General features: G+C 66.6%; 22 protein-coding genes, 1 pseudogene and 1 riboswitch. Of the genes and pseudogenes, 13 read left to right on the top strand and 10 right to left on the bottom strand.

Translation table 11 applies throughout. The features are described from left to right. Positions 1 to 56 precede the first annotated feature (56 nt). Together pilH and LRM18_RS11720 are read right to left on the bottom strand one after the other, a co-directional pair. Positions 57 to 428, bottom strand: coding sequence for a twitching motility response regulator PilH (gene pilH, locus LRM18_RS11715; protein WP_005410644.1), 372 nt, complete (start codon positions 426 to 428; stop codon positions 57 to 59). Positions 429 to 516: 88 nt separating this feature from the next. Beyond that, on the bottom strand, positions 517 to 1,512 hold the full coding sequence (locus LRM18_RS11720) for a YhdH/YhfP family quinone oxidoreductase (RefSeq protein WP_270954644.1): 996 nt from the start codon (positions 1,510 to 1,512) through the stop codon (positions 517 to 519). Positions 1,513 to 1,665: 153 nt separating this feature from the next. On the opposite strand from LRM18_RS11720, the gene hflK reads away from it, so the two are divergent. The 5 genes and pseudogenes from hflK to LRM18_RS20340 form a co-directional block, all read left to right on the top strand. Then, complete coding sequence (hflK, locus tag LRM18_RS11725) at positions 1,666 to 2,799, top strand: FtsH protease activity modulator HflK (RefSeq protein ID WP_057493463.1); 1,134 nt, start codon at positions 1,666 to 1,668, stop codon at positions 2,797 to 2,799. Beyond that, positions 2,796 to 3,659, top strand: coding sequence for a protease modulator HflC (locus LRM18_RS11730; protein WP_014648031.1), 864 nt, complete (start codon positions 2,796 to 2,798; stop codon positions 3,657 to 3,659). Before hflK ends, LRM18_RS11730 begins: the two co-directional genes overlap by 4 nt. 67 nt (positions 3,660 to 3,726) lie before the next feature. After that, positions 3,727 to 3,912 carry a DUF2065 family protein gene (locus tag LRM18_RS11735; protein WP_005410640.1) on the top strand — a complete coding sequence of 62 codons (186 nt, stop codon included), beginning with the start codon at positions 3,727 to 3,729 and terminating at the stop codon, positions 3,910 to 3,912. A 321-nt stretch (positions 3,913 to 4,233) separates the two neighbouring features. Continuing rightward, the gene (locus LRM18_RS11740) at positions 4,234 to 5,526 is read left to right on the top strand and encodes an adenylosuccinate synthase (protein ID WP_049468806.1); all 1,293 of its coding nucleotides are present in this window, start codon (positions 4,234 to 4,236) and stop codon (positions 5,524 to 5,526) included. A 122-nt stretch (positions 5,527 to 5,648) separates the two neighbouring features. Continuing rightward, positions 5,649 to 5,998: pseudogene (locus tag LRM18_RS20340) on the top strand (hypothetical protein); the annotation flags it as partial. On the opposite strand, the gene LRM18_RS11745 reads toward LRM18_RS20340, so the two are convergent. The 4 genes from LRM18_RS11745 to LRM18_RS11760 all read right to left on the bottom strand — a co-directional run bounded on the left by LRM18_RS11745 (position 5,928) and on the right by LRM18_RS11760 (position 10,381). Continuing rightward, the gene (locus LRM18_RS11745) at positions 5,928 to 6,611 is read right to left on the bottom strand and encodes a M23 family metallopeptidase (protein WP_049468808.1); all 684 of its coding nucleotides are present in this window, start codon (positions 6,609 to 6,611) and stop codon (positions 5,928 to 5,930) included. The pseudogene LRM18_RS20340 and the gene LRM18_RS11745 overlap by 71 nt on opposite strands. 4 nt (positions 6,612 to 6,615) lie before the next feature. Beyond that, complete coding sequence (locus LRM18_RS11750; protein ID WP_270954651.1) at positions 6,616 to 7,572, bottom strand: L,D-transpeptidase family protein; 957 nt, start codon at positions 7,570 to 7,572, stop codon at positions 6,616 to 6,618. Positions 7,573 to 7,662: 90 nt separating this feature from the next. After that, entirely contained in the window at positions 7,663 to 9,045 is a 1,383-nt protein-coding gene (locus tag LRM18_RS11755) for a hypothetical protein (RefSeq protein WP_270954653.1), read from the bottom strand. Further along, complete coding sequence (locus tag LRM18_RS11760) at positions 9,032 to 10,381, bottom strand: AAA family ATPase (protein ID WP_103282563.1); 1,350 nt, start codon at positions 10,379 to 10,381, stop codon at positions 9,032 to 9,034. The genes LRM18_RS11755 and LRM18_RS11760 overlap by 14 nt, the downstream gene beginning before the upstream one ends. A 216-nt stretch (positions 10,382 to 10,597) precedes the next feature. Between LRM18_RS11760 and LRM18_RS11765 the strand changes: the two genes are divergently transcribed. Next, positions 10,598 to 12,721, top strand: a complete 2,124-nt coding sequence (locus LRM18_RS11765) for a methyl-accepting chemotaxis protein (RefSeq protein ID WP_270954656.1) — start codon at positions 10,598 to 10,600, stop codon at positions 12,719 to 12,721. Positions 12,722 to 12,807: 86 nt separating this feature from the next. On the opposite strand, the gene LRM18_RS11770 is transcribed toward LRM18_RS11765, so the two are convergent. Further along, entirely contained in the window at positions 12,808 to 13,095 is a 288-nt protein-coding gene (locus LRM18_RS11770) for a hypothetical protein (protein WP_053461057.1), read from the bottom strand. Positions 13,096 to 13,229: 134 nt separating this feature from the next. Here LRM18_RS11770 and LRM18_RS11775 point away from each other — a divergent pair, with 134 nt between their 5' ends. Further along, complete coding sequence (locus LRM18_RS11775; protein WP_270954658.1) at positions 13,230 to 13,931, top strand: alpha/beta hydrolase; 702 nt, start codon at positions 13,230 to 13,232, stop codon at positions 13,929 to 13,931. An 8-nt stretch (positions 13,932 to 13,939) separates the two neighbouring features. Here the strand turns inward: LRM18_RS11775 and LRM18_RS11780 are convergent, their stop codons facing one another. Continuing rightward, positions 13,940 to 14,428, bottom strand: coding sequence for a hypothetical protein (locus LRM18_RS11780; RefSeq protein WP_270954660.1), 489 nt, complete (start codon positions 14,426 to 14,428; stop codon positions 13,940 to 13,942). A gap of 22 nt (positions 14,429 to 14,450) precedes the next feature. Beyond that, on the bottom strand, positions 14,451 to 16,541 hold the full coding sequence (locus tag LRM18_RS11785) for a catalase (protein ID WP_270954662.1): 2,091 nt from the start codon (positions 16,539 to 16,541) through the stop codon (positions 14,451 to 14,453). Positions 16,542 to 16,655: 114 nt separating this feature from the next. Between LRM18_RS11785 and LRM18_RS11790 the strand changes: the two genes are divergently transcribed. The 3 genes from LRM18_RS11790 (at position 16,656) to LRM18_RS11800 (ending at position 19,341) form a co-directional block, all read left to right on the top strand. Further along, complete coding sequence (locus tag LRM18_RS11790) at positions 16,656 to 17,378, top strand: AraC family transcriptional regulator (protein WP_049468825.1); 723 nt, start codon at positions 16,656 to 16,658, stop codon at positions 17,376 to 17,378. An 82-nt stretch (positions 17,379 to 17,460) separates the two neighbouring features. Beyond that, the gene (locus tag LRM18_RS11795; RefSeq protein ID WP_049468828.1) at positions 17,461 to 18,828 is read left to right on the top strand and encodes an amino acid permease; all 1,368 of its coding nucleotides are present in this window, start codon (positions 17,461 to 17,463) and stop codon (positions 18,826 to 18,828) included. 102 nt (positions 18,829 to 18,930) lie between these two features. Beyond that, positions 18,931 to 19,341: a VOC family protein gene (locus LRM18_RS11800; RefSeq protein ID WP_053461053.1), complete on the top strand. Its 411-nt coding sequence runs from the start codon at positions 18,931 to 18,933 to the stop codon at positions 19,339 to 19,341. 87 nt (positions 19,342 to 19,428) lie between these two features. On the opposite strand, the gene gcvP is transcribed toward LRM18_RS11800, so the two are convergent. Beyond that, positions 19,429 to 22,296 carry an aminomethyl-transferring glycine dehydrogenase gene (gene gcvP, locus LRM18_RS11805; RefSeq protein WP_049468830.1) on the bottom strand — a complete coding sequence of 956 codons (2,868 nt, stop codon included), beginning with the start codon at positions 22,294 to 22,296 and terminating at the stop codon, positions 19,429 to 19,431. A gap of 62 nt (positions 22,297 to 22,358) precedes the next feature. Next, positions 22,359 to 22,461, bottom strand: a riboswitch (glycine riboswitch). A gap of 300 nt (positions 22,462 to 22,761) precedes the next feature. Here gcvP and LRM18_RS11810 point away from each other — a divergent pair. The 3 genes from LRM18_RS11810 (at position 22,762) to LRM18_RS11820 (ending at position 25,501) form a co-directional block, all read left to right on the top strand. Further along, positions 22,762 to 23,988 (top strand): multidrug effflux MFS transporter, encoded by a 1,227-nt coding sequence (locus tag LRM18_RS11810; RefSeq protein ID WP_049468834.1) that lies wholly within the window; start codon positions 22,762 to 22,764, stop codon positions 23,986 to 23,988. Between the two features lie 141 nt (positions 23,989 to 24,129). Beyond that, on the top strand, positions 24,130 to 25,026 hold the full coding sequence (locus tag LRM18_RS11815) for a siderophore-interacting protein (protein WP_057493455.1): 897 nt from the start codon (positions 24,130 to 24,132) through the stop codon (positions 25,024 to 25,026). Between the two features lie 82 nt (positions 25,027 to 25,108). Beyond that, the gene (locus tag LRM18_RS11820; protein WP_057493454.1) at positions 25,109 to 25,501 is read left to right on the top strand and encodes a hypothetical protein; all 393 of its coding nucleotides are present in this window, start codon (positions 25,109 to 25,111) and stop codon (positions 25,499 to 25,501) included. Positions 25,502 to 25,851: the final 350 nt, after the last annotated feature.

Genomic DNA, 25,851 nt, shown 5'->3' on the forward strand with positions numbered 1-25,851 from the left:
CATTGCCCTGGACGGTGATGCGTGGTTGCCGGCCAGCGGCCGGCACCACCGCGCGTTCAGCCCTGCCCGGCGAACACGCGCTCCAGCACCTCGGACAGCTCGTCTTCCGAGAACGGCTTGGTGATGTAGGCCTTGGCGCCCTGGCGCATGCCCCACATGCGATCGGTGTCCTGGTCCTTGGTGGTCACCAGGATCACCGGGATATGCCGGGTCGCCTCGTCGCGGGCGAGGGTGCGGGTGGCCTGGAAACCATTGAGGTTGGGCATCACCACGTCCATCAGGACCAGGTCGGGCAGTTCGGCCTTGGCGGTTTCGACCCCTGCGGCGCCATCGGTGGCGGTCAGGATCTGGTGCCCGAGCTTCTCGACGATGCGCTGTATCCCCAACAGCTGCGACGGTGAGTCGTCGACGATCAGAATGCGTGCCATGTTGTTCCCCATGTAATGCCCGCAGTGTAGTGCGGGCACCTTACCGGCGGGAGGGGCGCGATTGCCGTCCGTCGCCTGCCTGCGACGTTCAGTCGATCCGCACCACGGTGCGCCCCAGCGAACCACCGGACAGCATCCGCTCGAACACCGCCGGCAGGCCATCCAGGCCCACCTCGGCGGTGCAGATGCGGTCCAGGTGCTGCGGTTTCCACTCGTCTCCCAGCCGCGCCCACACGTCCTCGCGCAGGTTGCGCGGTGCATTGGCCGAGGACACGCCCAGCAGCGATATGCCGCGCAGGATGAACGGCATCACCGTCATGTCCAGCGCCGGGCTGGCCGCCAGGCCCGCACTGACCACGCTGCCATAGGGCACCGTCTGCGCCAGCAGGCCGGCCAGCATCGCGCCGCCCGCATTGTCCAGGCCCCCGCCGAAGCGCGCCGATTGCAGCGCAGCGGTATCGGCCAGCGCTTCGCGCGGCAGTACCTCGGTGGCGCCGATGCTGCGCAGGAAGTCGGCCTGGTCCGGTTTGCCGCTGATTGCATGCACCGTGTAACCGGCACGGCTGAAGATCGACAGGGCCAGCGCACCGACGCCGCCGCTGGCGCCGGTAACCGCGAGCGGGCCGAGCGCCGGGGTCTGCCGGTTGTCCTGCATGCGCAGCAGGGCCAGCGCCGCAGTGAATCCAGCGGTGCCCAGTACCATCGCCTCACGCGCGCTCAGCCCGGCCGGCTGCGCGATCACTGCACGCGACTCCAGCCGCACATACTGGCTGTAGCCGCCGTCGCGGGTCTCGCTGAGGCCGCAGCCGGTGGCCAGCACGGCATCGCCTTCACGCCAGTCCGGATCGGTGCTGGCAACCACCGTGCCGGCCACATCGATCCCCCCCACCAGCGGGAAGCGGCGCAGGATCTTCCCTTTGCCGGTGCCGGCCAGGGCATCCTTGTAGTTGACCGAAGACCACTGGGCGCGGATCAGCACCTGCCCGGGATTGAGGTCGTCGATCCGGAGCTGGGCCAGGCCGCTGCGGTAGCCGGCGTCGTCGTTTTCGATGCGGAAGGCGGTGAACGGGGTGGTGGGGGCCATCGGCGTTGCCTGACTTCGAGGAAAACGCCACCTTACCCCGTCGGCCCCCTTTCGATCCTGCCGATCCGCCCCATCTTGTATGATCGGTGATGGTTTCACGGCTGGCGCCGCGGGAAGGGCCCGCGCCGCAGCCCACATCTTGATGGAGCGTGCATGGCCTGGAATACACCCGGCGGCAACAAGGGCGGACAAGGCCCCGAGGACAATCGACGCGGGCCGTTCGGGTCGCGCGGCGGTGGCAATGGTGGTGGCTGGGGCGGACTGCCCGGGCCGCTGAAGGACCTGTTCGACGGCGGCATCGTGCGTTGGGTGGTGGCCGCCGTGGTGCTGCTGGTGCTGTTCTCCAGCTTCCAGCTGATCGGCGAACAGCAGCGCGGCGTGGTGCTGCGCTTCGGCCAGTTCTCGCGCATCCTGCAGCCCGGCCCGAACTTCAAGCTGCCGTGGCCGATCGAATCGGTCACCAAGGTCAACGCCACCGAGATCAAGACGTTCTCGATCCAGGTACCGGTGCTGACCCGCGACGAGAACATCGTCAACGTGTCGCTGAACGTCCAATACCGCATCGACGATCCGCAGCAGTACCTGTTCGGCACCGTCGATGCCAACCAGGTACTGGAGCAGTCGGCGCAGAGCGCGGTACGCGAGGAAGTCGGCCGCGCCGACCTCAATGCCGTGCTGAACAACCGTGGCCCGCTGGCCGTGGCCGCCGAGGAGCGCCTGCAGGCGCTGCTGAAGGCATTCAAGACCGGCCTCACCGTGACCGGCCTGACCCTGCAGGACGCCCGTCCGCCGGAAGAAGTGAAGCCGGCCTTCGACGAGGTCAACGGTGCCCAGCAGGTCAAGGAGCGCCTGATCAACGAAGCCCAGGCGTACGCCGCCAAGGTCGTGCCGGAGGCCCGTGGCCAGGCCTCGCGCGCCCGTACCACCGCCGAAGGCTACAAGCAGGCCGTGGTTTCCAAGGCCGAGGGTGACGCGCAGCGCTTCAGCCTGTTGCAGGCCCAGTACAAGGACGCGCCGGAAGTGACCCGCAAGCGCCTGTGGCTGGAGACCGTGCAGCAGGTGCTGAGCGAGAACCGCAAGGTGATCGGTGGTGATGGACGCCAGCTGATCTACGTGCCGATGACCGGCGATACCCGTCCGAGCACGTCGGCTCCGGCCGCCGTGGCCAACCCGGACGTGGTCATGCCGTCGCTGCCGGGTGCAGCGGTGGAAGCTTCCCGTGATCCGGGCCGGCCGGTGGGCCGCCCGACCGGGCGACCGAGCGGCCGTGAGGAGGGCAGCCGATGAAGAGTCCAATCTGGATCGCCGTGATCGTGGCGGTGGTGCTGGGCCTGCTCGGCTCGGTGTACGTGGTCCGCGAGGACCAGACCGCCATGGTGCTGAACCTGGGCAAGGTGGTGCGTTCGGACATCAAGCCGGGCCTGCACTTCAAGGTGCCGGTGGTGGAAACGGTGAAGGTCTTCGACCGCCGCTTCCAGGTGCTCGACACCGCGCCGGCACGCTACTTCACCGCCGAGCAGAAGGACGTCAGCGTCGACTTCTTCGCCATCGGCTACATCTCCAACGTAGGTGACTACTTCCGCGCCACCGGCGGCGACCCGCGCGTGGCCAACGCCCGCCTGGCGCCGATCATCACCGATTCGCTGCGCAACCAGATCAACTCGCGCACCCTGCAGCAGCTGGTGTCCGGCGACCGCAGCGAGCTGATCGCCGAGCAGTTGAAGGGGATCAACGAGGCCGTGGCGGGCCTGGGCATGCAGATGATCGACCTGCGCATCAAGCAGGTGGACCTGCCGACCGACAGCCAGGTCATCAACGATGTGTACGAGCGCATGCGTGCCCAGCGCAAGCAGGAAGCGGCCAAGCTGCGCGCGGAAGGCGAGGAGCAGTCGCTGACCATCCGCGCCCAGGCCGACCGTGACAGCACCGTGCTGATCGCCGAGGCAGAGCGCGATGCACAGCGCCTGCGCGGTGAAGGTGACGCGGAAGCCACCCGCATCTACGGCAAGGCCGGTTCGGCTGATCCGTCGTTCTACGCGTTCTACCGCAGCCTGGAGGCGTACCGCGGCTCCATGACCGACGGCAACGGCGTGATCGTGCTCGACAAGAACGACCCGTTCCTGCAATACCTGAAGAACGACCGCTGAGGTCGCAGGGCATTACCCCACGGGGCCCGGCCAACTGCCGGGCCCCGTGCTTTTTCCGGAGTTCCCCATGAAAGATCTGTTCGCCGCCGTCTGCCTGGTGGCGGTGCTGGAAGGCCTGTTCCTGTTCGTTGCGCCGTTTGCCTGGAAGCGCATGGCCGAACGCCTGCTGGACCTGCCCAGCCCGGCCCTGCGCAGCTTCGGGGGGCTGGTGCTGCTGGCCGGCCTGAGCCTGCTGTGGTGGGCCCGCCACTAGCAGGGTAGTGCCGGCCGCTGGCCGGCATCCCGGGATTGCCGGCCAGCGGCCGGCACTACCGGGCGGGGCCTGACCGGCCGGCACGACCGGGCGGGGCGGCTGACCGGCCGGTGAAGCCGTCCGTCGGAAAGGTGGCAGCGGACCCCGGAAACCCGGATAATGCACAAAAGCCGGACGGGCCTCCCCGTTCGGCTTTTTCCGTGTCTGGGCCTTCCATCGCCGGCCGCTCCCCGTTTGGAGCCGCCCTCCAGGTGCTGGCCAGCCCCGCCACGGTTTACCCGTCCGCGGCCCCGATGGCCGCAACAAATCGAGGAGCCCGTCATGGGTCAGTCTGTCGTAGTGTTGGGTGCCCAGTGGGGCGATGAAGGCAAGGGCAAGATCGTCGATCTGCTCACTGAGGAAATCGGCGCCGTCGTGCGCTTCCAGGGCGGCCACAACGCCGGCCACACCCTGGTCATCAACGGCAAGAAGACCGTCCTGCACCTGATCCCGTCGGGCATCCTGCGTGACGACGCGCTGTGCCTGATCGGCAACGGCGTGGTGATCTCGCCGGCTGCGCTGCAGAAGGAAATCGCCGAGCTGGAAGCCTCTGGCGTGGAAGTGCGTTCGCGCCTGAAGATCTCCCCGGCCGCGCCGCTGATCATGCCGTACCACATCGCCCTGGACCAGGCGCGCGAGCGCGCCGCCGGTGGCAAGGCGATCGGCACCACCGGCCGCGGCATCGGCCCGGCCTACGAAGACAAGGTGGCACGTCGCGGCATCCGCATCGCCGACCTGCATTACCCCAAGCAGCTGGAAGAACTGCTGCGCACCGCGCTGGATTACCACAACTTCGTGCTGACCAAGTATCTGAATACCGATGCGGTCGATTTCCAGAAGACCTTCGACGAAGCGCTGGCCTTCGGCGAATACGTGCAGCCGATGAAGTCCGACGTGGCCGGCATCCTGCATGACCTGCGCAAGCAGGGCAAGCGCGTGCTGTTCGAAGGTGCACAGGGTGCGCTGCTGGACATCGACCACGGCACCTACCCGTACGTCACCAGCTCCAACACCACTGTTGGTGGTGCGCTGGCCGGTTCCGGCGTCGGTGCCGATTCGATCGACTACGTGCTGGGCATCGCCAAGGCCTACGCCACCCGCGTCGGCGGCGGCCCGTTCCCGACCGAGCTGGACGACGAAATCGGCCAGGGCATCCGTGACCGCGGCGCCGAGTACGGTGCGTCGACCGGCCGTCCGCGTCGTTGCGGCTGGATGGATATCGTCGCGCTGAAGCGTGCGGTGGCCATCAATGGCATCAGCGGCCTGTGCATCACCAAGCTGGACGTGCTGGACGGCATGGAAAAGCTGAAGGTCTGCATCGCCTACGAATACAACGGCAAGCGCACCGAGTACGCGCCGCTGGACGCGCAGGGCTGGGAAGAATGCACCCCGGTGTACCTGGAGTTCCCGGGCTGGAGCGAGAACACCCACGGCATCACCCAGTGGGACGACCTGCCGCCGGCCGCACGCGCCTACCTGCGTTCGCTGGAAGAGCTGGCCGGCTGCCCGATCAGCATCGTCTCCACCGGCCCGGACCGCGACCACACCATGGTGCTGCAGGATCCGTTCGCCTGAGGTAGCGCCGGCGCTGCCCGGCATAGGTGACCGCAAAAGCCCCGCGAAAGCGGGGCTTTTTCGTCATTGGGCGGCAGGGCCAGCGCGAAAGCGACGCGATGACCAGGGTGTCAACGTGCGCTACAGAGGCGGACCCAGGGGTGCTGCTGCGCATCGATACGCCCACCGATCATGGAGACTTCACGGCCGCGGCGACGCATTGCCAAGCGGCCGCTCATGGTTGCGGATAACCGTGCTGGAGGTCGATCCGCCGCTGGCGGGGCAACCGGCAGACATCGAGCTGCAGCCACCGCTGGATCTGCTGAAGCTGACCGACCTCGATTACCTCTGGCTGTGGCCGTTCTTCCTCTGGAAGAGGGCGTCGCTGTTGCTGCTGATTCCTGGGGCTGCGTTGGCTGTCATCACTTTGGCGTTGCGGCGCTGGCAGCGCCGGGCATCAGTGCCGCCGATTTCAGCAGCGGATAGGGATTGATCGACTCTCCCTTCCACCACTGTTTTTCCGGCCCCAGCACATGCACCTCGAAATGCAGATGCGGCGCGTCGGCACTGGCGTTGCCGGTGCTGCCGACGTAGCCGATCACCTCCCCGCGTTTGATCACCTGCTTTTCCGCCAGGCCATCGGCATAGCGCTGCAGATGCGCGTAGTAGTAGCACCAGCGTCCGCTGGGCTCGAACTGGTAGATCGTCAAGCCACCGCGTTTGCTGTCGAACAGTTTTTCCACCGTGCCATCAGCCACCGCGAGTACCGGCGTACCGGCATCGGCCAGGATGTCGATGGCATCGTGCACGCGGCCTTCGCTGCGCGCATCGGTGAAGGTGTCGCGCAGCTGCGAGGCCGCGACGCCCTGCACCGGCAGCAGCAGGCCGGACGGCGCATCCGCAGACCGCGCGGCTGACGGTGGGGTGGCGGCGGGGACAGGGGCCGTGGCGAGCGGCGCTACGGATTCCTTCGCCGGCGCCACAGCGGCTGCCGGTTGTGCTTCCGGCAGCGAGGCGGCTACCGGCTCGCCTGCATCGCGGTGCAGCCACCAGCCGGCCCCCAGTCCCAGCAGCACGCCCAGCACGATCAGCTGAGAAAGGCGCATCGGTTCACTCCTGCATCAGCACGGGTACCGAGCTGTCTACTGCGTCGGCCACGCGCAGTGCATCCCAGTTGGTCATGCGCACGCAGCCATGTGACTCGGTCTTGCCGACATGCCCGGGCTCGGGCGTCCCATGCAGGCCGTAGTGTGGCTTGGACAGGTCGATCCAGACCCGGCCGACCGGATTGTTCGGGCCCGGCGGCAGCGTCGCCTTCTTTTCGCCCTTGCGCGCATCCCAGAACAGCTTGGGGTTGTAGTGGAACGGCGGGTCGCGGTAAACGCCCAGGATCTTCCATTCGCCGATCGGCAGCGGATCATGCTGGCTGCCGGATGAGACAGGCACCTGCGCGATCACCTTGCCCTGGGCATCCAGCAGTTGCAGGGTCGAGTCGGATTTGTCGACGACCACCTTGGCTGCCTTCGGCAGTGCCGATGGTGCGATGTTGGGCACCTGGATGCGGTTGCCGGCCTTGCTCAGATCCACGCCCGGGTTGAGCAGCTTCAACAGCTCAGGGGATGCGTGGAAGCGTTCGCCCAGCGACTCTTCGACGTTGTTGAAGCCCAGCGATTTCAGTTTGGCCTGTGCGGCGGGGCCCTTCGGCACCGCTTGGAACGGCCCGGCGACATCCTCGCTGGTCAGCGTGTAGCTGGCCAGGGGGGTGACCGCATCAGCCTGCAGGGCCTTCCAGGTCGCGTCGTCCAGCTCACCGGTGACGGTCAGGCCGTGCGCCGCCTGGAAACCCGACACCGCGCGCCGCTGGTTGCTGCCCACTTCGCCGTCGATCTGGCCGGGCGAGAAATTCGCGCGATCCAGCAGCACCTGGGCGTGCAGGGCGGAGCGTGCTGCGGTGTCCGGCCCGGCTTTTTCAGCGATCGGGGCGGGAAGGCCAAGAGGCGCAGCCTGCGCAAAGACAGAAGGTGCCAGCAAGGTGAGGGACAGCAAAGCGACGCGGGCTGAAAGCATGGGCGGCTCCAAGGGGATGCCCGTCCACCATGCCAGCGGAGCACGAGCAGCCCGCGTGAAAAGCCTGACCCACACCTGAGCAGTCTGTCTTCACGCAGCTTTGGCAACTGTATGCGCGTGGTTGCCGCGCATGCTGAAGGCATGTCGCTCTCCGTAGCGCCTGATCATGTCCGGCAGAGGAAGAGTCACTACCTCTAATGGTGGGTTCCAGGCAGGCGAGCTGCGGATGTGAATCCGCTGCGCTTCGCCTCCGGGGAGCCAGAACTCCAGGGTGATCGTTGCCGATACCTGCTCCACCGCAGCAAGGTGACGGTGCAGCAGAAGTCCATACAACTCAATGTTGTCCAGATCCTTCTGCGCTTTCTCCTTCAAGGAGGGCGCCTTCTCGTCTTCGTCGCGACGGCTTCGCTGATGCCAGTCGGGTGCGATGGGGTAGTACTTGAAATCGACCACGGTGTACGCGGAGCCGCGTTGCAGCAACAGGTCGGGACGGCGACAGAGTCCGTTATGGGCGAACATTGAATGCTGTCGCTGTCCCCAGGTGTCCCGTTGCTCGATCGCGATGGGGTGGGATGGGAGATAAGTACTGTCACAGGTGACGACGGATGTGCCGTGCGTGTCGCTCGCCTGTTGCAGGGCATCATGCAGGCACATGGATTCCCAGACAGGCCAGAAATCCCGCATGCCCCAGACCTGGCCCTGCTGCACACTACCTGCGAGCGCGGGATGAAGGTAGCGTTCCAGTGCTGCATGCAGCGAAAGAAACTCCGCGCTGCGCAGCGTTGCCTGCCGGTAGCACGTTCTCAGGAGTTGCTGGAGTCGCCGCAGCAGCAGCTCCTGTGCCCAGGCATCACCTTCATGCAGCGAGTCACCCTCGCGCAGATGGCGATGGCGGAAGTCCGTTGCGCGCTGTACGGCATCCATGGTGAAGCGTCCCCAGATGATGCCGGGATCGATCTGCAGCAGGTTGCGATAGAAGTCGTCAGCGAGAAAAAAATACAGGCCGACGATGTCGGCGGTCCCGCGTTCGCATACGCTTCGCCGGGTGGGAAGCTTCGGAAAGAAGGGGGCGTCGTCGTCGTTGAACAATGCATGGTTAAGGTGGCGGTCAGCGTAGTTCAGATTGCCATCCTGCCGCCGCGCGATCTGTGAGCGAAGTGACAGCAGTCGAAGTGGATTGGAATGGTTGAACAGCGAGTCGATGGCAATGGCGTCGACGAACGAAGCGGGGGCCGCTGCAAGTCCACGTCCATGCGTGTCTGCCTCAACGCCGTCCTGCTGCGGTGCATGTCCGAGATCTGATTGGACATTCCTGAAAGCGGCGAAAGCCAGGTAGAGCAGACGGAATGCGTCGCGGGGCGCGGTGGAGGTCGGCATGCCATGCGGCACGCGCAGCTCGGTGCGCCCATCTCCCACGAACAGGCCCACAGCGCTGGACCCAGCCGCGACGACGCTGACGTCATGCAGCTGCATGCAGATCTTCCGAAACAGTGAAGCTGCGGATGAAGTCATCGCGTCGGGCGGAAAACTGTCCGAAGGTCCTCAGTGATTCCGGGGGAATACGCAGCCATTCTGCAAGTGGGGACTTGTCCCTTTCGAAGACGTTGTCCCACAGGTAGAGGAATAGCTTTCCCTCGATATCACTGGCGGCGATATGGTGGGCAATGGGATGGACTTCCTGTGTCACGGCAAGCGCTTCGACGAAATCCTCAATGAGCATCCCGTCCTTGGTCTTCTGGAAGTTTATCTTTGACTTGTAGTAGGGGGATGAGCCACTGATGGCAAAGGCAATAGTCTTCAATTTGCGCTTGGCGGACTCGTCAAAGCCCGAGAGTGTGTCGATTGCCTTCAAGGTCTCGGCATTGCAGGATTTCCGGAGCTTGCAGAATGCATCGTCGAACCTCTGGCTGTAGTCCGCGCCCTGCATGTACTCCGCAGCCCCTGGGGCGAGCTTGCGCAGTTCGGCAATCGATGCAGCGTGCGTCTGTTCCAGCGTCGCGGGTGGTGTTGTTGCAGCGATGGCCCGCGCCTTGATGAACCAGGGGCCGATCAGTTTGTCGTCGAGATTCGGAGAGGTGCATTTCTCGACGATCATCGCATTGAGAGCATCCACCAGCATCTTCCAGGTAACCGATGGGTGGCCTTCGATCGTTGCATTGGCCTGCGCAGCGGGAACTGCATTGAACTCGGCTGGACTGAACTGGAAATTCCAGCGGCGCTTGAATGCAGAGTCCATGAAGAAGATCGATTCGTCGCCAGTGTTCATGGTCCCGATCAGGTAGAGATTCGCCGGAAGCCTCAGCATGCGCTCATCTTCGATACGACCGATCAGCGTGGAGGAGTCTCTGTCATCGCGAGCTTCAAGTTCGCGGATCTCGTTGATCAGCGCCTGCACCGTCAGTTTCGAGGCACAGACGGAATAGCTGGATTGTCCGTCATCGTCCCGGTCCAGCAGCTGGAAAATGTCGCCGAAGATTTCCGCACAGTTGCCGCGGTTGATTTCGTCAATGAGCAGGACAACGTTGCGAGGCGGCGAATCGGCCGTGCCATGCTCTGAACGGTGAAGGGCAAGTGCCAATGCGCGGATGAAGGGGCCGGCATGCACTTGGTAATGGACCTTGTTGCCCTCGGACAGTGGCAACAGGCGGGAGACGAAATCGCCGTAACCAAACTCGGCGTGGAACGTCACAGGGATGACCTCGTCCGGGCGAATGCCGAGCATCGGCGTCTTCTCATGCCGGGCCTTGTAACTCTTGCTGGTTCCCGGTGGGCCGAAAATAATCAACTGGTGGGGAAAATCGTGGCTCATCAGATGTATCCATTCATCTTCAAGGATCGATTCGATTCTAAGGGGCCACGATGTAGGCGGGCACCCTTGGCAGCATGGAAGGGAACTTTAGGGTCGCTAGCGCCAGGAATCGACGCCATCACCTCTCTGAACCGCACCCGGACGAGCGTGGCAGCTCCCATCAAGGCGCTTCGGGCCACGCCGATAAGGGCGCATCCCCCCGTTTTGGATGTACCGATGAACTACTTGAGAAATGTCAGGGTTGCCTGGCGTCTTGGGCTGGGCTTTGGCCTGTTGCTGCTGCTGGTTGCCGCCGTGGTCGCTACCGGGGCCACCGCCAGCGTCGTGCAGAAGCGCGCGATGCAGCAGGTGGTCGATATCAGCGTGGCCAAGGTGCGCCTGCTGTCGCAGATGCTCGATGCCAACAACCAGATGATGGTGGTGCGCCGCGAGATGCTGATCCGCCAAGGTGACGACCGCAGCAGCGACGAGAAGCGCATTGCCGATCTGGTCAAGCGCTACGAGGCCAGCTGGTCCGCCTACCAGGCGCTTCCGGGTGATGCCGAAGGCAAAGCCATTGCGGAAACCATCGCCGCCAAGCGAGCCATCGCACGCCCGCTCAACAAGCAGACCAGCGAGCTGATGGAGCAGGGCAACTATCCGGGTGCCGTGGCGCTGACCCTGGGCCCGGTGCAGGACGCGGCCAACGGCTGGAACAAGGCGCTGTCGGACGGCGTGGACTTCGAGGAAAAGGAAAGCCGCAAGGCTGCTGCCGAAGCGATCCGCCTGGGCGAGCGCAGCCTGTTGCAGCTGCTGGTGCTGGGCGGCGTCGCGCTGCTGGCGGGCATCACTGCCTCGGTGATGATCGGCCGCAGCCTGACCGGCCCGCTGGCGCGCGCGGTGAACCTGGCCGAGCGGCTGTCAAAGGGGCAGCTGGACCAGGAGTTCCGCCTCGGTGGCCGCGACGAACTGACCCAGCTGGGCGAGGCCATGGCCAGCGTCCGCCAGAGCGTGCAGGCGGCGATCGGCGCGCAGCTGCAGATGGCCGAGCAGCACGAGGCCGGTGCGATCCGCTATCGCATGGACGCCAGCGCCTTCCCCGGCGATTTCGGCCGCATGGTGCAGGCGACCAACAGCCTGGTCGAATCGCACGTTGAGGTGGAACTGCTGATGGCCGAGGTGATGCAGCGCTACGCCATCGGTGACCTCAGCCGTGATCTGCCTGATTACCCGGGCGAGAAGGCCACGCTGACCCGTACGCTGGCTGCAGTGAAGCAGAGCTTGATGGCGATCAACGCGCAGATTGATGAACTGGCCCGCGCCGCTCGCGCCGGTGACTTCAGCATGCGTGGTGATGCCGCTGCGTTCCAGTTCCAGTTCAAGGCAATGGTCGAGCACCTCAACGGTATGATGGCCAGTTCGCAGGCCAGCATCGCCGATGTCTCCGACGTGCTGCGCGCGATTTCGCACGGCGACCTGACCGCGCGCATGGATGGCGAGTACGACGGCGTGTTCGCCCGCATGCGTGACGACGCCAATACCACCACCGCGCAGCTGACCGGCATCGTGCAGGGCATCCAGGCCGCCGCCGACAGCATCAACAATGCCGCGCAGGAACTGGCGGCCGGCAACAACGACCTCTCGCGCCGCACCGAACAGCAGGCGGCCAACCTGGAGGAGGCCGCCGCGTCGATGGAGGAACTGACCTCGACCGTACGCCAGAACGCCGAACTGGCGCGGCAGGCCGACAGTGAAGCGCATGCCGCCGGTGCCGCCGTGCGCGAGACCGAGCAGGCAATGGCACAGATGGCCTCGGTGATGGGCGAGATCGATCAGTCTTCGGCACGCATTTCGGAAATCTCGACGGTGATCGACGGCATCGCGTTCCAGACCAACATCCTGGCACTGAATGCTGCAGTGGAAGCTGCGCGCGCGGGCGAGCAGGGGCGTGGCTTTGCGGTGGTCGCCAGCGAGGTGCGTACGCTCGCGCAGCGTGCCGGTGTCGCCGCCAAGGAAATCAAGGAACTGATCGAAGACGCCGCTGCCAAGGTGAAGAGTGGCCTGGCGGTGACCGTTGAATCCGAAGCTGCAATCGCGCGCGTGGCCCAGGCCAGTTCGCGTACCACCCAGCTGATGAGCGACATCGCAGCGGCCAGCAAGGAGCAGGCCGCCGGTATCGAGCAGGTCAACCAGGTGGTGGTGCAGATGGACCAGGTGACCCAGCAGAACGCGGCCCTGGTGGAAGAAGCCACTGCCGCGAGCCGCGCGCTGGAAGAACAGGCGCATGCGCTGACCACGTCGGTGGCGGTATTCAAGGTGGAAGGCGCGGTGGTCTCTGCTGTGCCCCGTCGCGCAGCCTGAGCGGGCTGCCAGTGCAGTGACAGGAATACGGCCGCCTTGAGCGGCCGTATTGCCATCGCCCGCTCAGGCAGCAGAAAGGATCGCCCTCATTGCTCCAGGACGCTGCCGAGCATGGCCCCAAGCACGTAAAGCACGCCAAGCGTGGGGGGAATCACCAGAAGGTAGACGGTCATCCAGGTCATTCCGGAAAGCCAGCTTCCTACGCCGATGGCGTTGAGTGCTGCGGTCTGCAGCATCACCGGCAGCTGCATGAGGATGTAGGCGCTCTTGGGGTCGCTGTTGGACCGGGCATCGAACACCAGCCAGGCGGTCAGCGCGAGATAGAGCGCGCATAGGGCGATGCCGGTCAAGCTGAGCCAGCGGGGCTTGCGCATGCCACCTTCTCTGTTCCGTCAGGGGCCATCAGGGTAGCGCCGCGATCAGCGGCGTGCACTTCCCTGGGTCGAGCCGATAAGCGAAGCTGCGGGGCAGGGAATCGTGCGAAGGGGCCTGGAAGGTGAGCAATGTGATGAGCGCCGTGATGCTCCCGATCGTGATGCTGCCGGGGCTGGATGGCAGCGGCCTGCTGTCGACATGCTTCGTGGAGGCGATGCAGGGCCAGGGAGTTACCGTGCAGGTGCTGCCGCTACCCATGCAGGGGCCACAGGACTACGTTACGTTGGCGTCGATCCTGCGTCCGCAGCTTCCCATCGCTCCCTTTGTGCTGCTGGCTGAATCGTTTGCCGGGCCACTGGCCATCGAACTGGCGGCGGCTTCACCGCCGGGATTGCGCGGATTGATACTGAGTACGACTTTCGCGCGGCGACCGGTGCCGCTGCCAGCGGCGAGCGCACGCTTGCTTGCCCCCGCATGGCCACGGCCGCCGCTGGCGTTGCTGGCCCGGCTTCTGCTGGGGCATTGGCGGACACGCATGAACCTTCGCGAGCTGCGACATGCGATCGCTGCGGCGCCGGCCGCGATGCTGCGGCAGCGCGCCGCGGCGACACTGCAGATCGATGTCCGCGCGCAGTTGCCGAAGCTCACGCTGCCGACGCTATGCCTGCATGCACGACAGGACCACCTGTTGTGGCCGCCCAGCGTGGCCGAGCTGCAGCTCTTGTTGCCCGACGCCCGGCACGTATCGCTGGAAGGGCCCCATCTGCTGCTGCAGGCCCGTGCTCACGCAGCCGCAGCCGAAGTTGCTGCATGGATGAGGGCGCTCCCCTCCTGATCGACGCTTCAGCCGCGCGCACGCGTACGCGCAGCCTTCTTCGCCGCCGCCTTGCGCACGGTCTTCTTCGCGGCCCGCGTCTCGGCTGCCTTCTTCGCGGCGGCGCTCCGCGAGGCGGCCGTACCCGCCTTCTTGGCCGCAGCCTTGTTCGCCGTCTTCTTTGCGGCCTTCTTTGTCGCGGTCTTGCGAGCCGGCGCCTTCTTCGCAGGTGCCTTCTTCGCAGGTGCCTTCTTCGCCGCCGTCGTCTTGGTTGCGGCCTTCTTTGTGGCCGACTTCCTGGCAGGCGCCTTCTTGGCAGCCTTCTTGCTGGTCGCCTTCTTCGAGCCCTTGCGGGCACTGCCGGCGCGCTTGCCGCCGCCGTCCTGCTTGTTCACGGTGGCCCAGGCAATGCGCTCGGCGGTGCCTTCACTCGCGCCGCGATCACGTTCGCTTTCCTCGATGTGCTCGGCCTGGCGCTTCTGCTTTTCGGTATATGCGGATTTGTCACCACGGGGCATGACGATTCTCCTGTCGTTGTGGTCAGGCCAGCAGGCGCAGCTTGGGCTCACGCGCCCACTGGCGGGTGGCGGCCGCCGCCAGGAATGCCTTGGCGTCTTCTGCTTCGACGATGCCGGGGTCGTTGCCGACCCGCGCCGCCTTCAGCAGCGCCTGGCCGCCCGCGTCGCTGGCGATGGCCTTCAGGTGTGCCCACGCCTGGCTGACGAACTCCAGGGCGGCGCTCTCTTTCGACAACGCCTTTGATGTCTCTACGCTCAGCACCACGGCCACCGCATCGAACACGGCCGATGGCGTGCCGGCCAGTTGCCCATCGGCGGCCTGTACGCTGCCGTCACTGAGCGTGGCGCCTCCCACTTTTGGTGCGACCAGCTTCACGTCTGCACCTGCCTTCCGGGCGGCCTTGCTCAGGCTGGCAATCACGCGCGCGTCGGAGCCTTCGTCGAACAGGATGCCGATGCAGCGACCCTGCAGGGTGGGCTTGTTACGCCCGATCACGCGCACTTCCGGGGCAGGCGGCATGTCCCGCACCGGGGTAGCGGTTGGCGCGGGGTCGGGCAGTGCAGGCAGGGCCAGGCCATTGGCCACGCGCTGCGCCAGCGTGTCATCGATGTTGCGCAGGTGGCTGACCGTGCGCACCCGCACCTTCAGCGTTTCCACCTTGGACAACTCGAAGACCAGCGCCGATGCCAGGTGCGCCTGCTCCGGCTTTTCCAGGCTGCGGAAGAACATGCGGGCCTGGCTGTAGTGGTCGGCGAAACTCTCTGCGCGGGTGCGGCCCTTGCGGCCATCGTCGGCGCTGGCGTGGCTGCGGAAGCCGGTGGGCGTCTCGCGCGGGGTGTCGTCCTGCAGCGAGCTGGGGTCGTAGGCCACCCGGCCCTTGGGCACCTGCATCTGCATGTGGCCATCGCGCTGATGATTGGCAAACGGGCACTTCGGCGCGTTCACCGGGATCTGGTGGAAGTTCGGGCCGCCCAGGCGCAGCAGCTGGGTGTCCAGGTAGGAGAACAGGCGGCCCTGCAGCAGCGGGTCGTTGCTGAAGTCGATGCCGGGCGGCACGTTGGCCGGGCAGAACGCCACCTGCTCGGTCTCGGCGAAGAAGTTGTCCGGCCAGCGGTCCAGCACCATGCGCCCGATCACCTGCAACGGCACCAGCGATTCGGGAATGATCTTGGTCGGATCCAGGTGATCGAACGGGAAGGCGTCGGCTTCTTCTTCGGTGAACAGCTGCACCGCCAGCTCCCATTCGGGAAAGTCGCCGCGCTGGATGGCCTCGAACAGGTCGCGGCGATGGAAGTCATTGTCGGCCGATTGCAGTTTCAACGCTTCGTCCCAGACCGTGGACTGGATGCCCAGCTTGGGCCGCCAGTGGAACTTGACGAACGTCGACTCGCCGGCCTCGTTCAGCAGGCGGAAGCTGTGCACACCGAAGCCTTCGATCATCCGCAGCGAACGCGGGATGGCGCGGTCGCTCATCGCCCACATGATCATGTGCATCGATTCGGGCATCAGCGAAATGAAGTCCCAGAAGGTGTCATGGGCCGAAGCGGCCTGCGGGAAGGCGCGGTCCGGCTCCATCTTCACTGCGTGCACCAGGTCCGGGAACTTCATCGCGTCCTGGATGAAGAACACCGGGATGTTGTTGCCGACCAGATCCCAGTTGCCCTCCTTGGTATAGAACTTGACCGCAAAGCCGCGCACGTCGCGTGGGGTATCCACCGAGCCTGCGCCACCGGCCACGGTCGAGAAGCGGGTGAACACCGGCGTCTTCACTCCCACCTCGGTGAGGATGCGCGCGCGGGTATGGCGCGACAGCGAACGGGTCAACTCGAAGTAGCCGTGCGCGGCGCTGCCGCGGGCATGCACGATGCGCTCGGGGATGCGTTCGTGATCGAAGTGGGTGATCTTCTCGCGGAGGATGAAGTCCTCCAGCAGCGTAGGACCCCTCGGCCCCTGCCGCAGCGAGTTCTGGTTGTCTGCCACCGGAATGCCCTGGTCGGTGGTCATTGCCGGGTGGCTGCCGCCGGCCTGGAGGTGCAGCTCGCCGCCTTGGCCGCGATGCAGGTCTTCGGGGTGGGCAGTTGCGCGCTTGCCGGTGGGCTTGCTGGCGGCCATGGACGGTGGCTCCGGATCGTCAAGGGGAGCCACCACACTGGGACCGGTCCCGTTAAACCACGGTCCGGCAAAGGTGAACGTACGGGCAAAAGCAGGCTCGGGTATGCTTGCCGCATGCGAGTCGAGCCCGCCGACATCGAAGCCCTGTTCGACGCCATCCCGGACGTGCTGTTCTTCATCAAGGACCGCCAGGGGCGTTACACCCACGTCAACCAGACCATGCTGCGGCGGCTGGGCCTGCGCGCGCGCAAGGACGTGATCGGGCGTACCGCAGCCGAGATCTACCCGACCGGCCTCAGCGCCGACTACGTCGACCAGGACGCCCGCGTCCTGTCCGGCGAGGTGATCGAGAACCTGATGGAGCTGCACCTGTTCGCCAACCGCGAACCGGGCTGGTGCCTGACCTGCAAGCGTCCGTTGGTGGTTGATGGCGCCATCGCGGGCTTGATCGGCATTTCCCGCGACCTGGGCCAGAAGGACAGCCTGGGCACCCAGTACGAACAGCTGCGGCTGGCGCTGGCCCACCTCAACGCGCACTACGCCGAGAACGTGCGCATGCAGACGCTGCTGGACATCACCGGCTTCTCGCTGTCCAAGCTGGAACGCAGCTTCCGCAAGGTGTTCCAGATGACCCCGCAGCAGGTGCTGACCCGGCTGCGGATCCAGATGGCCATGCACCTGCTGCATGGCGACGACAGCATTGCCTGCATCGGCCAGGCCTGCGGTTTCAGCGACCAGAGCGCGTTCACCCGCAAGTTCAAGGCTGAAACCGGTTTCTCGCCGCGTGCCTATCGCGCCCGCATCGGCGGTGGTATCGGCGAGCCGGCGCTGGCCTGAGCCGGCTGCTGCGCTGTGCCTATCCGGGCAGGCACGGGACAGGGTAAGGTGTCGCCCCTGTAGCCCGCCGCCAGCCCCGCCGATGCCCAACTCGATTCCGACCGCTTCGCCGTCCCGCCTCGGACATTCGCTCAAGCCCCGCCAGCTGATCATGATGGGCCTGGGCAGCGCCATCGGCGCCGGCCTGTTCCTCGGCTCGGGCGTGGGAGTGCAGGCCGCCGGGCCGGCGGTGCTGGTGTCCTATCTGGTGGCCGGCGCGCTGGTGATCATCGTCATGAACGCGCTGGGCGAGATGGCGGCGGCCAAGCCGACCAGTGGCGCGTTCTCGGTCTATGCCGCCGATGCCATGGGCGCCACCGCGGGCGCCACGGTCGGCTGGCTGTGGTGGGTGCAGCTGGTGATCGTGATCGCCGCCGAAGCGGTGGGCGCGGCCGGGCTGCTGGCGACGGTCTGGCCGGCCGTACCGGTGCCGATGGCGGCGTTGGCCTTCATGCTGTTCTTCACTGCGATCAACCTGCTGGGGGTGAAGAACTTCGGCGAGTTCGAATTCTGGTTTGCCATCCTCAAGGTCGCGGCGATCCTGGCGTTCATCGCCATTGGCGTGGCGCTGCTGATGGGATGGCTGCCGCAGGTGACCTCCCCGGGCCTGAGCAACTTCACCGAACACGGTGGTTTTGCACCGAAGGGCCTGGCCGGGATCGGCGCGGCGCTGCTGGTGGTGGTGTTCGCCTTCGGCGGCACCGAAATCGTGGCCGTTGCCGCAGCCGAGACCGAAGACCCGGAGCGCAGCATCGCCCGGGCCATCCGCACCGTGGCCTGGCGCATCCTGGTGTTCTACATCGGCTCGCTGAGCGTGATCATCGCGGTGGTCCCGTGGACCAGCGAGGCGCTGAAGTCGCCCTTCGCCGCTGTGCTGGACATTGCCCGTATTCCGGGCGCGGGCACCGCCATCACCCTGATCGCGGTGATCGCGCTGCTGTCGGCGCTCAATGCCAACCTCTACGGCGCCTCGCGCATGATGTACTCGCTGGCGCAGCGCCGCGAGGCCCCGGCCGTGCTGGGCTGGACCGATCCGCGCCAGGTGCCGGTGATTGCCGTGCTGGCCAGCGTGCTGTTCGGTTTCGCCGCCACGGTGATGGAACTGCTGTTCCCCGACCGGGTGCTGCCGGTGCTGCTGAACATCGTCGGTTCCACCTGCCTGCTGGTGTGGACGCTGTCGCTGGTGTCGCAGCTGGTGCTGCGCCGCCGCGCGGATCGGCGTGGCACCCGGCTGCCGTTCCGCATGGCCGGCTTCCCGTGGCTGACCTGCTGTGCACTGGCGATTCTGGCGCTGATCTTCGGCCTGCTGCTGAGTGAATCGCACACGCGCCTGCAGTTCCTGTCGATGGTGGCGCTGACGGCCACGATCGCCGCCGGCAGCGCCATCGCCCGGCGCATGCGCGAGGCTTGATGGGGGGGCCGGCCGACGGCCGGCACTACCACGGGGGCTGCACATCCGCCGTGCCATCCTGATCGTGTAGGCCGTCAACGGCCTGTCGACCAGGAGTACCGCATGCTGCGCAGCCGTCCCTTCCTGATGTTCACCGGCCAGGCCGAGGCCGCGCTGGCCCTGTACGCCGAAGCCTTTGCCGATTTCCGCCTCCTGGCCCTGCAGCGCCATCCTGACGGTGCAGGCGCTGGCGTGTCCGGCCAGGTCCGCCAGGCCATCTTCCTGCTCGGCGGCACCCACTACCTGTGCTTCGACAGCCTGGACGTGCACGATTTCACCTTCTCGCCGTCGATCTCGCTGTTCGTCGAGTGTTCCGGTGCCGAACAGTTCGAGCGCGCGGCACGCGTGCTGGGCGAGGGCGGGCACTGGCTGATGCCGGTGGGCGAGTACGATTTCAGCAACCGCTACGGCTGGGTGCAGGACCGCTTCGGCGTATCGTGGCAGTTGAGCCTGGGGCAGATGCCGGACCCGTGATTATTGTGGGTGTGGACCTTGGTCCACACGCCCTTATGAGAACGGCCCGCTTTCGCGGGCCGTTTTGTCATCCGATGCAGCGGGGAATCACGCCTCGACTTCATCATCCTTGTAGGCATCGACCGGGATGCAGGCGCACATCACGTTCTTGTCGCCGTACACGTTGTCCACGCGCGCCACCGGCGGCCAGTACTTGCTCTGCTTCAGGCTGGCCAGCGGGAAGGCGGCCAGCTCGCGCGGATAGGCATGGGTCCACTCGCTGGCGGTCACCGCGGTGGCAGTGTGCGGCGCGTTCTTCAGCGGATTGTCCTCGCGGTCCAGGCGGCCGTCTTCGATCGCGGTGATTTCCTCGCGGATCTGGATCATCGCGTCGACGAAACGATCCAGTTCGTGCAGCGACTCGCTCTCGGTCGGTTCGACCATCAGCGTGCCCGCCACCGGGAAGCTCAGGGTGGGGGCGTGGAAGCCGAAGTCGATCAGGCGCTTGGCCACGTCCTCGGCGCCGATGCCGCTGGTCTTCTCCAGCGGGCGCACGTCGAGGATGCACTCATGCGCCACCAGGCCGTTGCGGCCGGTGTACAGCGTCTTGAAGTGCGGCGCCAGGCGCTTGGCGATGTAGTTGGCGTTGAGCTGCGCGACCTGGGTGGCCTTGCGCAGGCCTTCGCGGCCCATCATCGCGATGTACATCCAGCTGATCGGCAGGATCGAGGCGCTGCCGAAGCTGGCCGCGCTGACCATGCCGACCGGACCGTTGTCACCCAGCTTGCCCGGCAGGAACGGCGCCAGGTGCTCCTTGACCGCGCACGGGCCGACGCCCGGGCCGCCACCGCCGTGCGGGATGCAGAAGGTCTTGTGCAGGTTCAGGTGCGATACGTCCGAACCCCACTTGCCCGGCTTGGCCACGCCGACCAGCGCGTTCATGTTGGCGCCGTCGGTGTACACCTGGCCGCCGTGCTTGTGGATGATCTCGCAGATCTCGACCACCTCTTCCTCGAACACGCCGTGCGTGGACGGGTAGGTCATCATGATCGCCGCCAGGCGGTCGCTGTACTTCTCGGCGTTGAGGCGGATGTCTTCGACATCGACGTTGCCGTTGGCATCGGTCTTGGTCACCACGACCTTCATGCCGCACATCTGCGCCGAGGCGGGGTTGGTGCCGTGCGCCGAGTCCGGGATCAGGCAGATGTCGCGATGGCCTTCGCCGCGCGAGCGGTGGTAGGCGCGGATCGCCAACAGGCCGGCGTACTCACCCTGTGCACCCGAGTTCGGCTGCAGGCTGACCGCATCGTAGCCGGTGCATTCGACCAGCATCGCTTCCAGCGAGTCGATCAGTTCCTTGTAGCCCAGCGCCTGGTCGGCCGGCACCAGCGGATGGATCTGCGAGAACTCCGGCCAGGTCACCGGGATCATCTCGGCGGTGGCGTTGAGCTTCATCGTGCACGAGCCCAGCGGGATCATCGTGCGGTCCATCGCCAGGTCCTTGTCGGCCAGCGAACGCAGGTAGCGCAGCAGTTCGTGCTCGCTGTGGTGGGTGTTGAACACCGGATGGGTCAGGAACGCGGACTGGCGCAGCAGGCCGGCCGGCAGTGCGTCGGCGGTGCTGGCATCCAGCGCATCGATGTCGGCCTGCGCGCCGAACACGGCGGCCAGCGCGACCACGTCGGCGCGGGTGGCGGTCTCGTCCAGGCTGATGCCGACCGAGTCGCTGTCGATCGCGCGCAGGTTGTAACCGGCGGCGCGTGCCTTGGCGTGGATCTCATCGGCATGCACGCCGGTGATGTGCAGGGTATCGAAGAAGTCGCCACCGACCTGCACGCCGGCCTTGCGCAGCGCCGCGGCCAGGATCGAGGCCAGGCGGTGGGTGCGGCGGGCGATGCGGGTCAGGCCTTCCGGGCCGTGGTAGACGGCATACATCGAGGCCATCACCGCCAGCAGGACCTGTGCGGTACAGATGTTGGAGGTGGCCTTCTCGCGGCGGATGTGCTGCTCGCGGGTCTGCAGGGTCAGGCGGTAGGCCGGGTTGCCCTGGGCATCGATGGAGACACCGATCAGGCGGCCCGGCATCGAGCGCTTGTAGGCGTCACGGCAGGCCATGAACGCGGCGTGCGGGCCGCCGAAGCCGAACGGCACGCCGAAACGCTGGCTGTTGCCGACCACGATGTCCGCGCCCCATTCGCCCGGTGCGGCCAGCAGGGTCAGCGCCAGCAGGTCGGTGGCCACGGCCACCAGGCCGCCGCGTGCGTGCACGGCCTCGACCAGGGCCTTGTAGTCGCCGATCTGGCCGAAGGTATCCGGATACTGCAGCAGCAGGCCGAAGGCCTCTGCTTCCAGTGCCTCGGCCGGGGTGCCGACGCGCAGCACGATGCCCATGGGCTCGGCGCGGGTGCGCAGCAGTTCCAGGGTCTGCGGGTGCACGGCATCGTGCACGAAGAAGGTGTCCGACTTCGACTTGGCCGAACGCTTGGCCAGGGTCATCGCTTCGGCCGCTGCGGTCGCTTCGTCCAGCAGCGACGCGTTGGCGATTTCCATGCCGGTGAGGTCGGCGCACAGGGTCTGGAAGTTGATCAGCGCTTCCATGCGGCCCTGCGAGATTTCCGCCTGGTACGGGGTGTAGGCGGTGTACCAGGCCGGGTTTTCCAGGATGTTGCGCAGGATCACGTTCGGCGTGTGGGTACCGTAGTAGCCCTGGCCGATGAAGCTGCGCAGCACGGTGTTCTTGTCGGCGATCGCACGGATCTTCGCCAGTGCCTGCACTTCGGTCATCGATTCGGGCAGTGCCAGCGGTGCCGGCGACTTGATCTTGGCCGGCACGATGGCATCGGTCATCGCATCCAGCGACGCGTGGCCGACGACGTCGAGCATCTGCGCGATCTCGGCATCGTTGGGGCCGATGTGGCGCTCGACGAACGCATTGTGGTGCTCGAGCTCACGCAGGGAAGGGGTGTTCTGGGACATGGCGAAGGATCCGTCAGGAAAGGGCACACGCACGGGCACAAGCCGCCGGTCGGCGGTCTGCGGGGCGCCCCTCTGTCCTTTTGCCTGAGAGTTTGGAAGCGCGGAAAACCGCGGCTTCGTGCCCCTTCGGCGCCGGATCGAACCGGTCTCTCCAGAGTTCTGTTACGGGTGGTATCGGGCCTGAGCGATTACGGGCGTTGCGCCTTCGGCAGCGGTGTTCCGCTTCTCCCACCGTGTTGCCCGCCGATTATAGCCCGTTGCGGGCCCGCCGGCCGCCTCCGGGGCCGGCCGCCGCGCCTGAATGGCCGATGGCCCGGCCATGCGTTTTGTGCACCGCTGCATGGCATCGGGCGCAATCCCCACCTATCATGGCCGCATACCCGAATTCATCTGGCGCCGTCCCTGCAGAAGGGGGACCGGCGCCCGCCGTGCGTGCCACGCATGGTCCTGCCGGACGCCTTCATCATGACCGCCGCTGCTGCTCCCTCCACTCGCCGCATGGCCCTGCTGCTTGCCGGCCTGGCCATGTTCGGCCCGTTCTCGATCGACACCATCTTCCCGGCCTTCCCGCAGCTGGCGCAGCGCCTGGCGGTGGACGAGGTGGCGGTGCAGCAGACCATCAGCGTCTACCTGCTGTTCTACGGCCTGATGAGCCTGGCGCACGGCCCGCTGTCCGATGCGTGGGGCCGCAAGCGGGTGATCCTCGGCGGCCTGGTAGTCTTCGCCGGCGCCTCGGTGGGCTGCGCGTTGTCCACCGACCTGACCACGCTGCTGGCGTTCCGCGCGCTGCAGGGCCTGTCTGCGGGCGTCGGCATGATCGTCGGCCGCGCGGTGATCCGCGATCTCTACCATGGCCACGATGCGCAGCGCTTGATGAGCCAGGTATCGATGCTGTTCGGCATCGCACCGGCGATCGCGCCGATCATCGGCGGCTGGATCCTGCTCAGTGGCGCGGGCTGGCCGCTGATTTTCTGGTTCCTGGTGGTGTTCTCGCTGGTCCTGCTGGTCGCCACCGCACGCTACCTGCCGGAGACCCATCCGCTTGCAGCACGTGTGCCGCTGTCGCCGCGCGTGCTGCTGCGCGACTACGTGCGCATCGGCTTCAACCCACGCTTCCTGCGCCTGGCGCTGGCTGGCAGCATCGGCTTCGGCGGCATCTTCCTCTACATCTCCTCGGCGCCGGTGTTCGTGATGCAGCACCTGCACCTGGGTGAGGGCGGCTTCGCCTGGCTGTTCATTCCCACCATCGGCGGCATGACCACCGGCTCGTTCCTTTCCGGGCGCATGGCCGGGCACACCACGCCCACACGGCAGGTGTCCATTGGCTTCGGCCTGTGCGCGCTGTCGGTGCTGCTGAACGTCGGCTACGTGGCGCTGTCGCCGCAGTTCGTGCTGCCGTGGGCGGTGCTGCCGATCTTCCTCGGTGGCATGGGCATGGCGCTGATCTTCCCGATCCTGGCGCTGGCGGTGCTGGACATGTACCCGCACCAGCGCGGCCTGGCCTCGTCGCTGCAGGCGTTCGTGCAGCTGATGATCAGCACCGTCGTGGCCGGCGTGGTGTCGCCGCTGCTGAGTGCCAGCCCGCTGCACCTGGCGTTGGGCCAGGCCGGGTTCTTCGGCGCCGGCTTCGTGTTCTGGTACTGGGAACACCAGCGCGAACGCGCGGCGCAGGCGGCCTGCACGGGCCATTGAGCAGCACGCAGGGGTAGGGGCGGTCGCAGCGCCCGCAGCCCTTGCGGCGGGACACCACCGGGCTAGGCTGGGCACTCCAGCCAGCCGGTGCGCGGATGCACCACAGCCAGCCGATCCGATGCCGTTGCATGAGGTTTCCCGATGGCTGCGCAGCAGACCTACCGCCTGTTCGAGGTGGCGCTGAAGGAGCGCCGCGTTCTTTCCCCTTCCCTGGATCGCATGGTGTTCACCGGTGCCGACGTGGCGCGGATGAAGACCGAAGGCCCGGACCAGCGCATCAAGGTGTTCTTCCCCTTGCCTGGCCAGCGGGTGCCGCAGGTCCCCAGCGGTGCCGACTGGTACCGGCGCTACCGGGCGCTGCCGGATGATCAGCGCCCACCGATGCGCACCTACACACTGCGCCAGTTGCGCGCCGAGCAGGGCGAGGTCGACGTCGATTTCGTCCTCCACGGCGAGACCGGGCCAGCGTCGCGCTGGGCGATCCACGCACGCCCGGGCGACCGGGTGCTGCTGCTGGCCCCGGACGCCGACTGCGCCGACAGCAGCGAGGGCTGGGAATGGAAACCGCCGGTTGGCGTCGGCCAGGTGCTGCTGGTGGCCGATGAAACCGCGCTACCGGCGGTGGCCGGCATCCTCGAGGAACTGGCGGCCAGGGTGGATCCGCCTCGCACGCTGGCGCTGCTGGAAGTGGCCCAGGCCGGCGACGCGGTGCGCCTGAAGGCACCGGCCACGGCTGAGCTGGTCTGGCTGCCGCGCGGGCGGGCCAGCTACGGACAGCCGCTGCTGCAGGCGGTCCAGGCGCGCCTGGCCGCCGCTCCCGGCGGGGTAGCGGGGGAGGCGCTGGAGGAGATCGACGTCGATACGCAGATCCTCTGGGAACAGGCCGATTCCCACCTGGCCGGTCCGCTGTATGCCTGGGTAGCGGGCGAGGCGGGGGCGGTGATGGCGATCCGGCGCCACCTGCTGCGCGCGTGCGGGCTGGATCGCCGCGCGATCACCTTCATGGGCTACTGGCGGCAGGGCAGGGTGCTGGATTGACCGTGTCGAACCGGGGCCGCGTGAAGCGGCCTGGCCGGCGGGGTGCGTTATCCTTGCGCCCCCCTCGCCGCGGTACCGCACCATGTCCACCACCTCCAAGATCCGCCGCGACCAGCGCCGTCGCCAGGAAAAGCAGGCCGCCAACAAGGCCGCCGCCCAGGCGTCGCCGGTGGAGCCGCATGCCGAACTGCGCGACGCGCAGCGCACCCTGCTGGCCGGTGTCGTGCGCCGCGACGGCGAATGGGTGCTGGGCATGGATGGCCGTATCGCCGGCCACAGTGACTCCGCCGCGCAGGTCCTGGCGCTGATCATGCAGGCCGGTGAGCTGCACGAACGCAATGGCACGCCGGTGCGCCTGATGTACTCCGACGCGCTGCGTGATGCCGCGCAGGCCGAAGCGAAGGAGAAGGGCCAGACGTTCGAGGAGTTCAAGGCGGAGCTGGCTGCGGCGATGGCCGCGAAGAAGGACAGCTGATCGCGGTTGGGGTAGCGCCGGCCGCTGGCCGGCTGCCAGACGGATTTCCACCGTGCAGTTGCCGGCCAGCGGCCGGCACTACCAGAATGGGGCGGATCCTCGCGGACCCGCCCTTTTTTTTTATTTTGCCGCCGGGGCCGCGTTGGCCTGCCAGCCGCACACCTAGCCTTTGCTTGATCGCTGTTCCGGTAGAGCCGGCCGCTGGCCGGCTGCCAGACGGATTTCCACCGTGCAGTTGCCGGCCAGCGGCCGGCACTACCAGAATGGGGCGGATCCTCGCGGACCCGCCCTTTTTTTCATTTTGCCGCCGGGGCCGCGTTGGCCTGCCAGCCGCACATCCGGCCTTTGCG

The sequence above is a fragment of the Stenotrophomonas sp. PI_27 genome, assembly GCF_027854495.1.
GTDB classification, from domain to species: Bacteria; Pseudomonadota; Gammaproteobacteria; order Xanthomonadales; family Xanthomonadaceae; genus Stenotrophomonas; species Stenotrophomonas pavanii.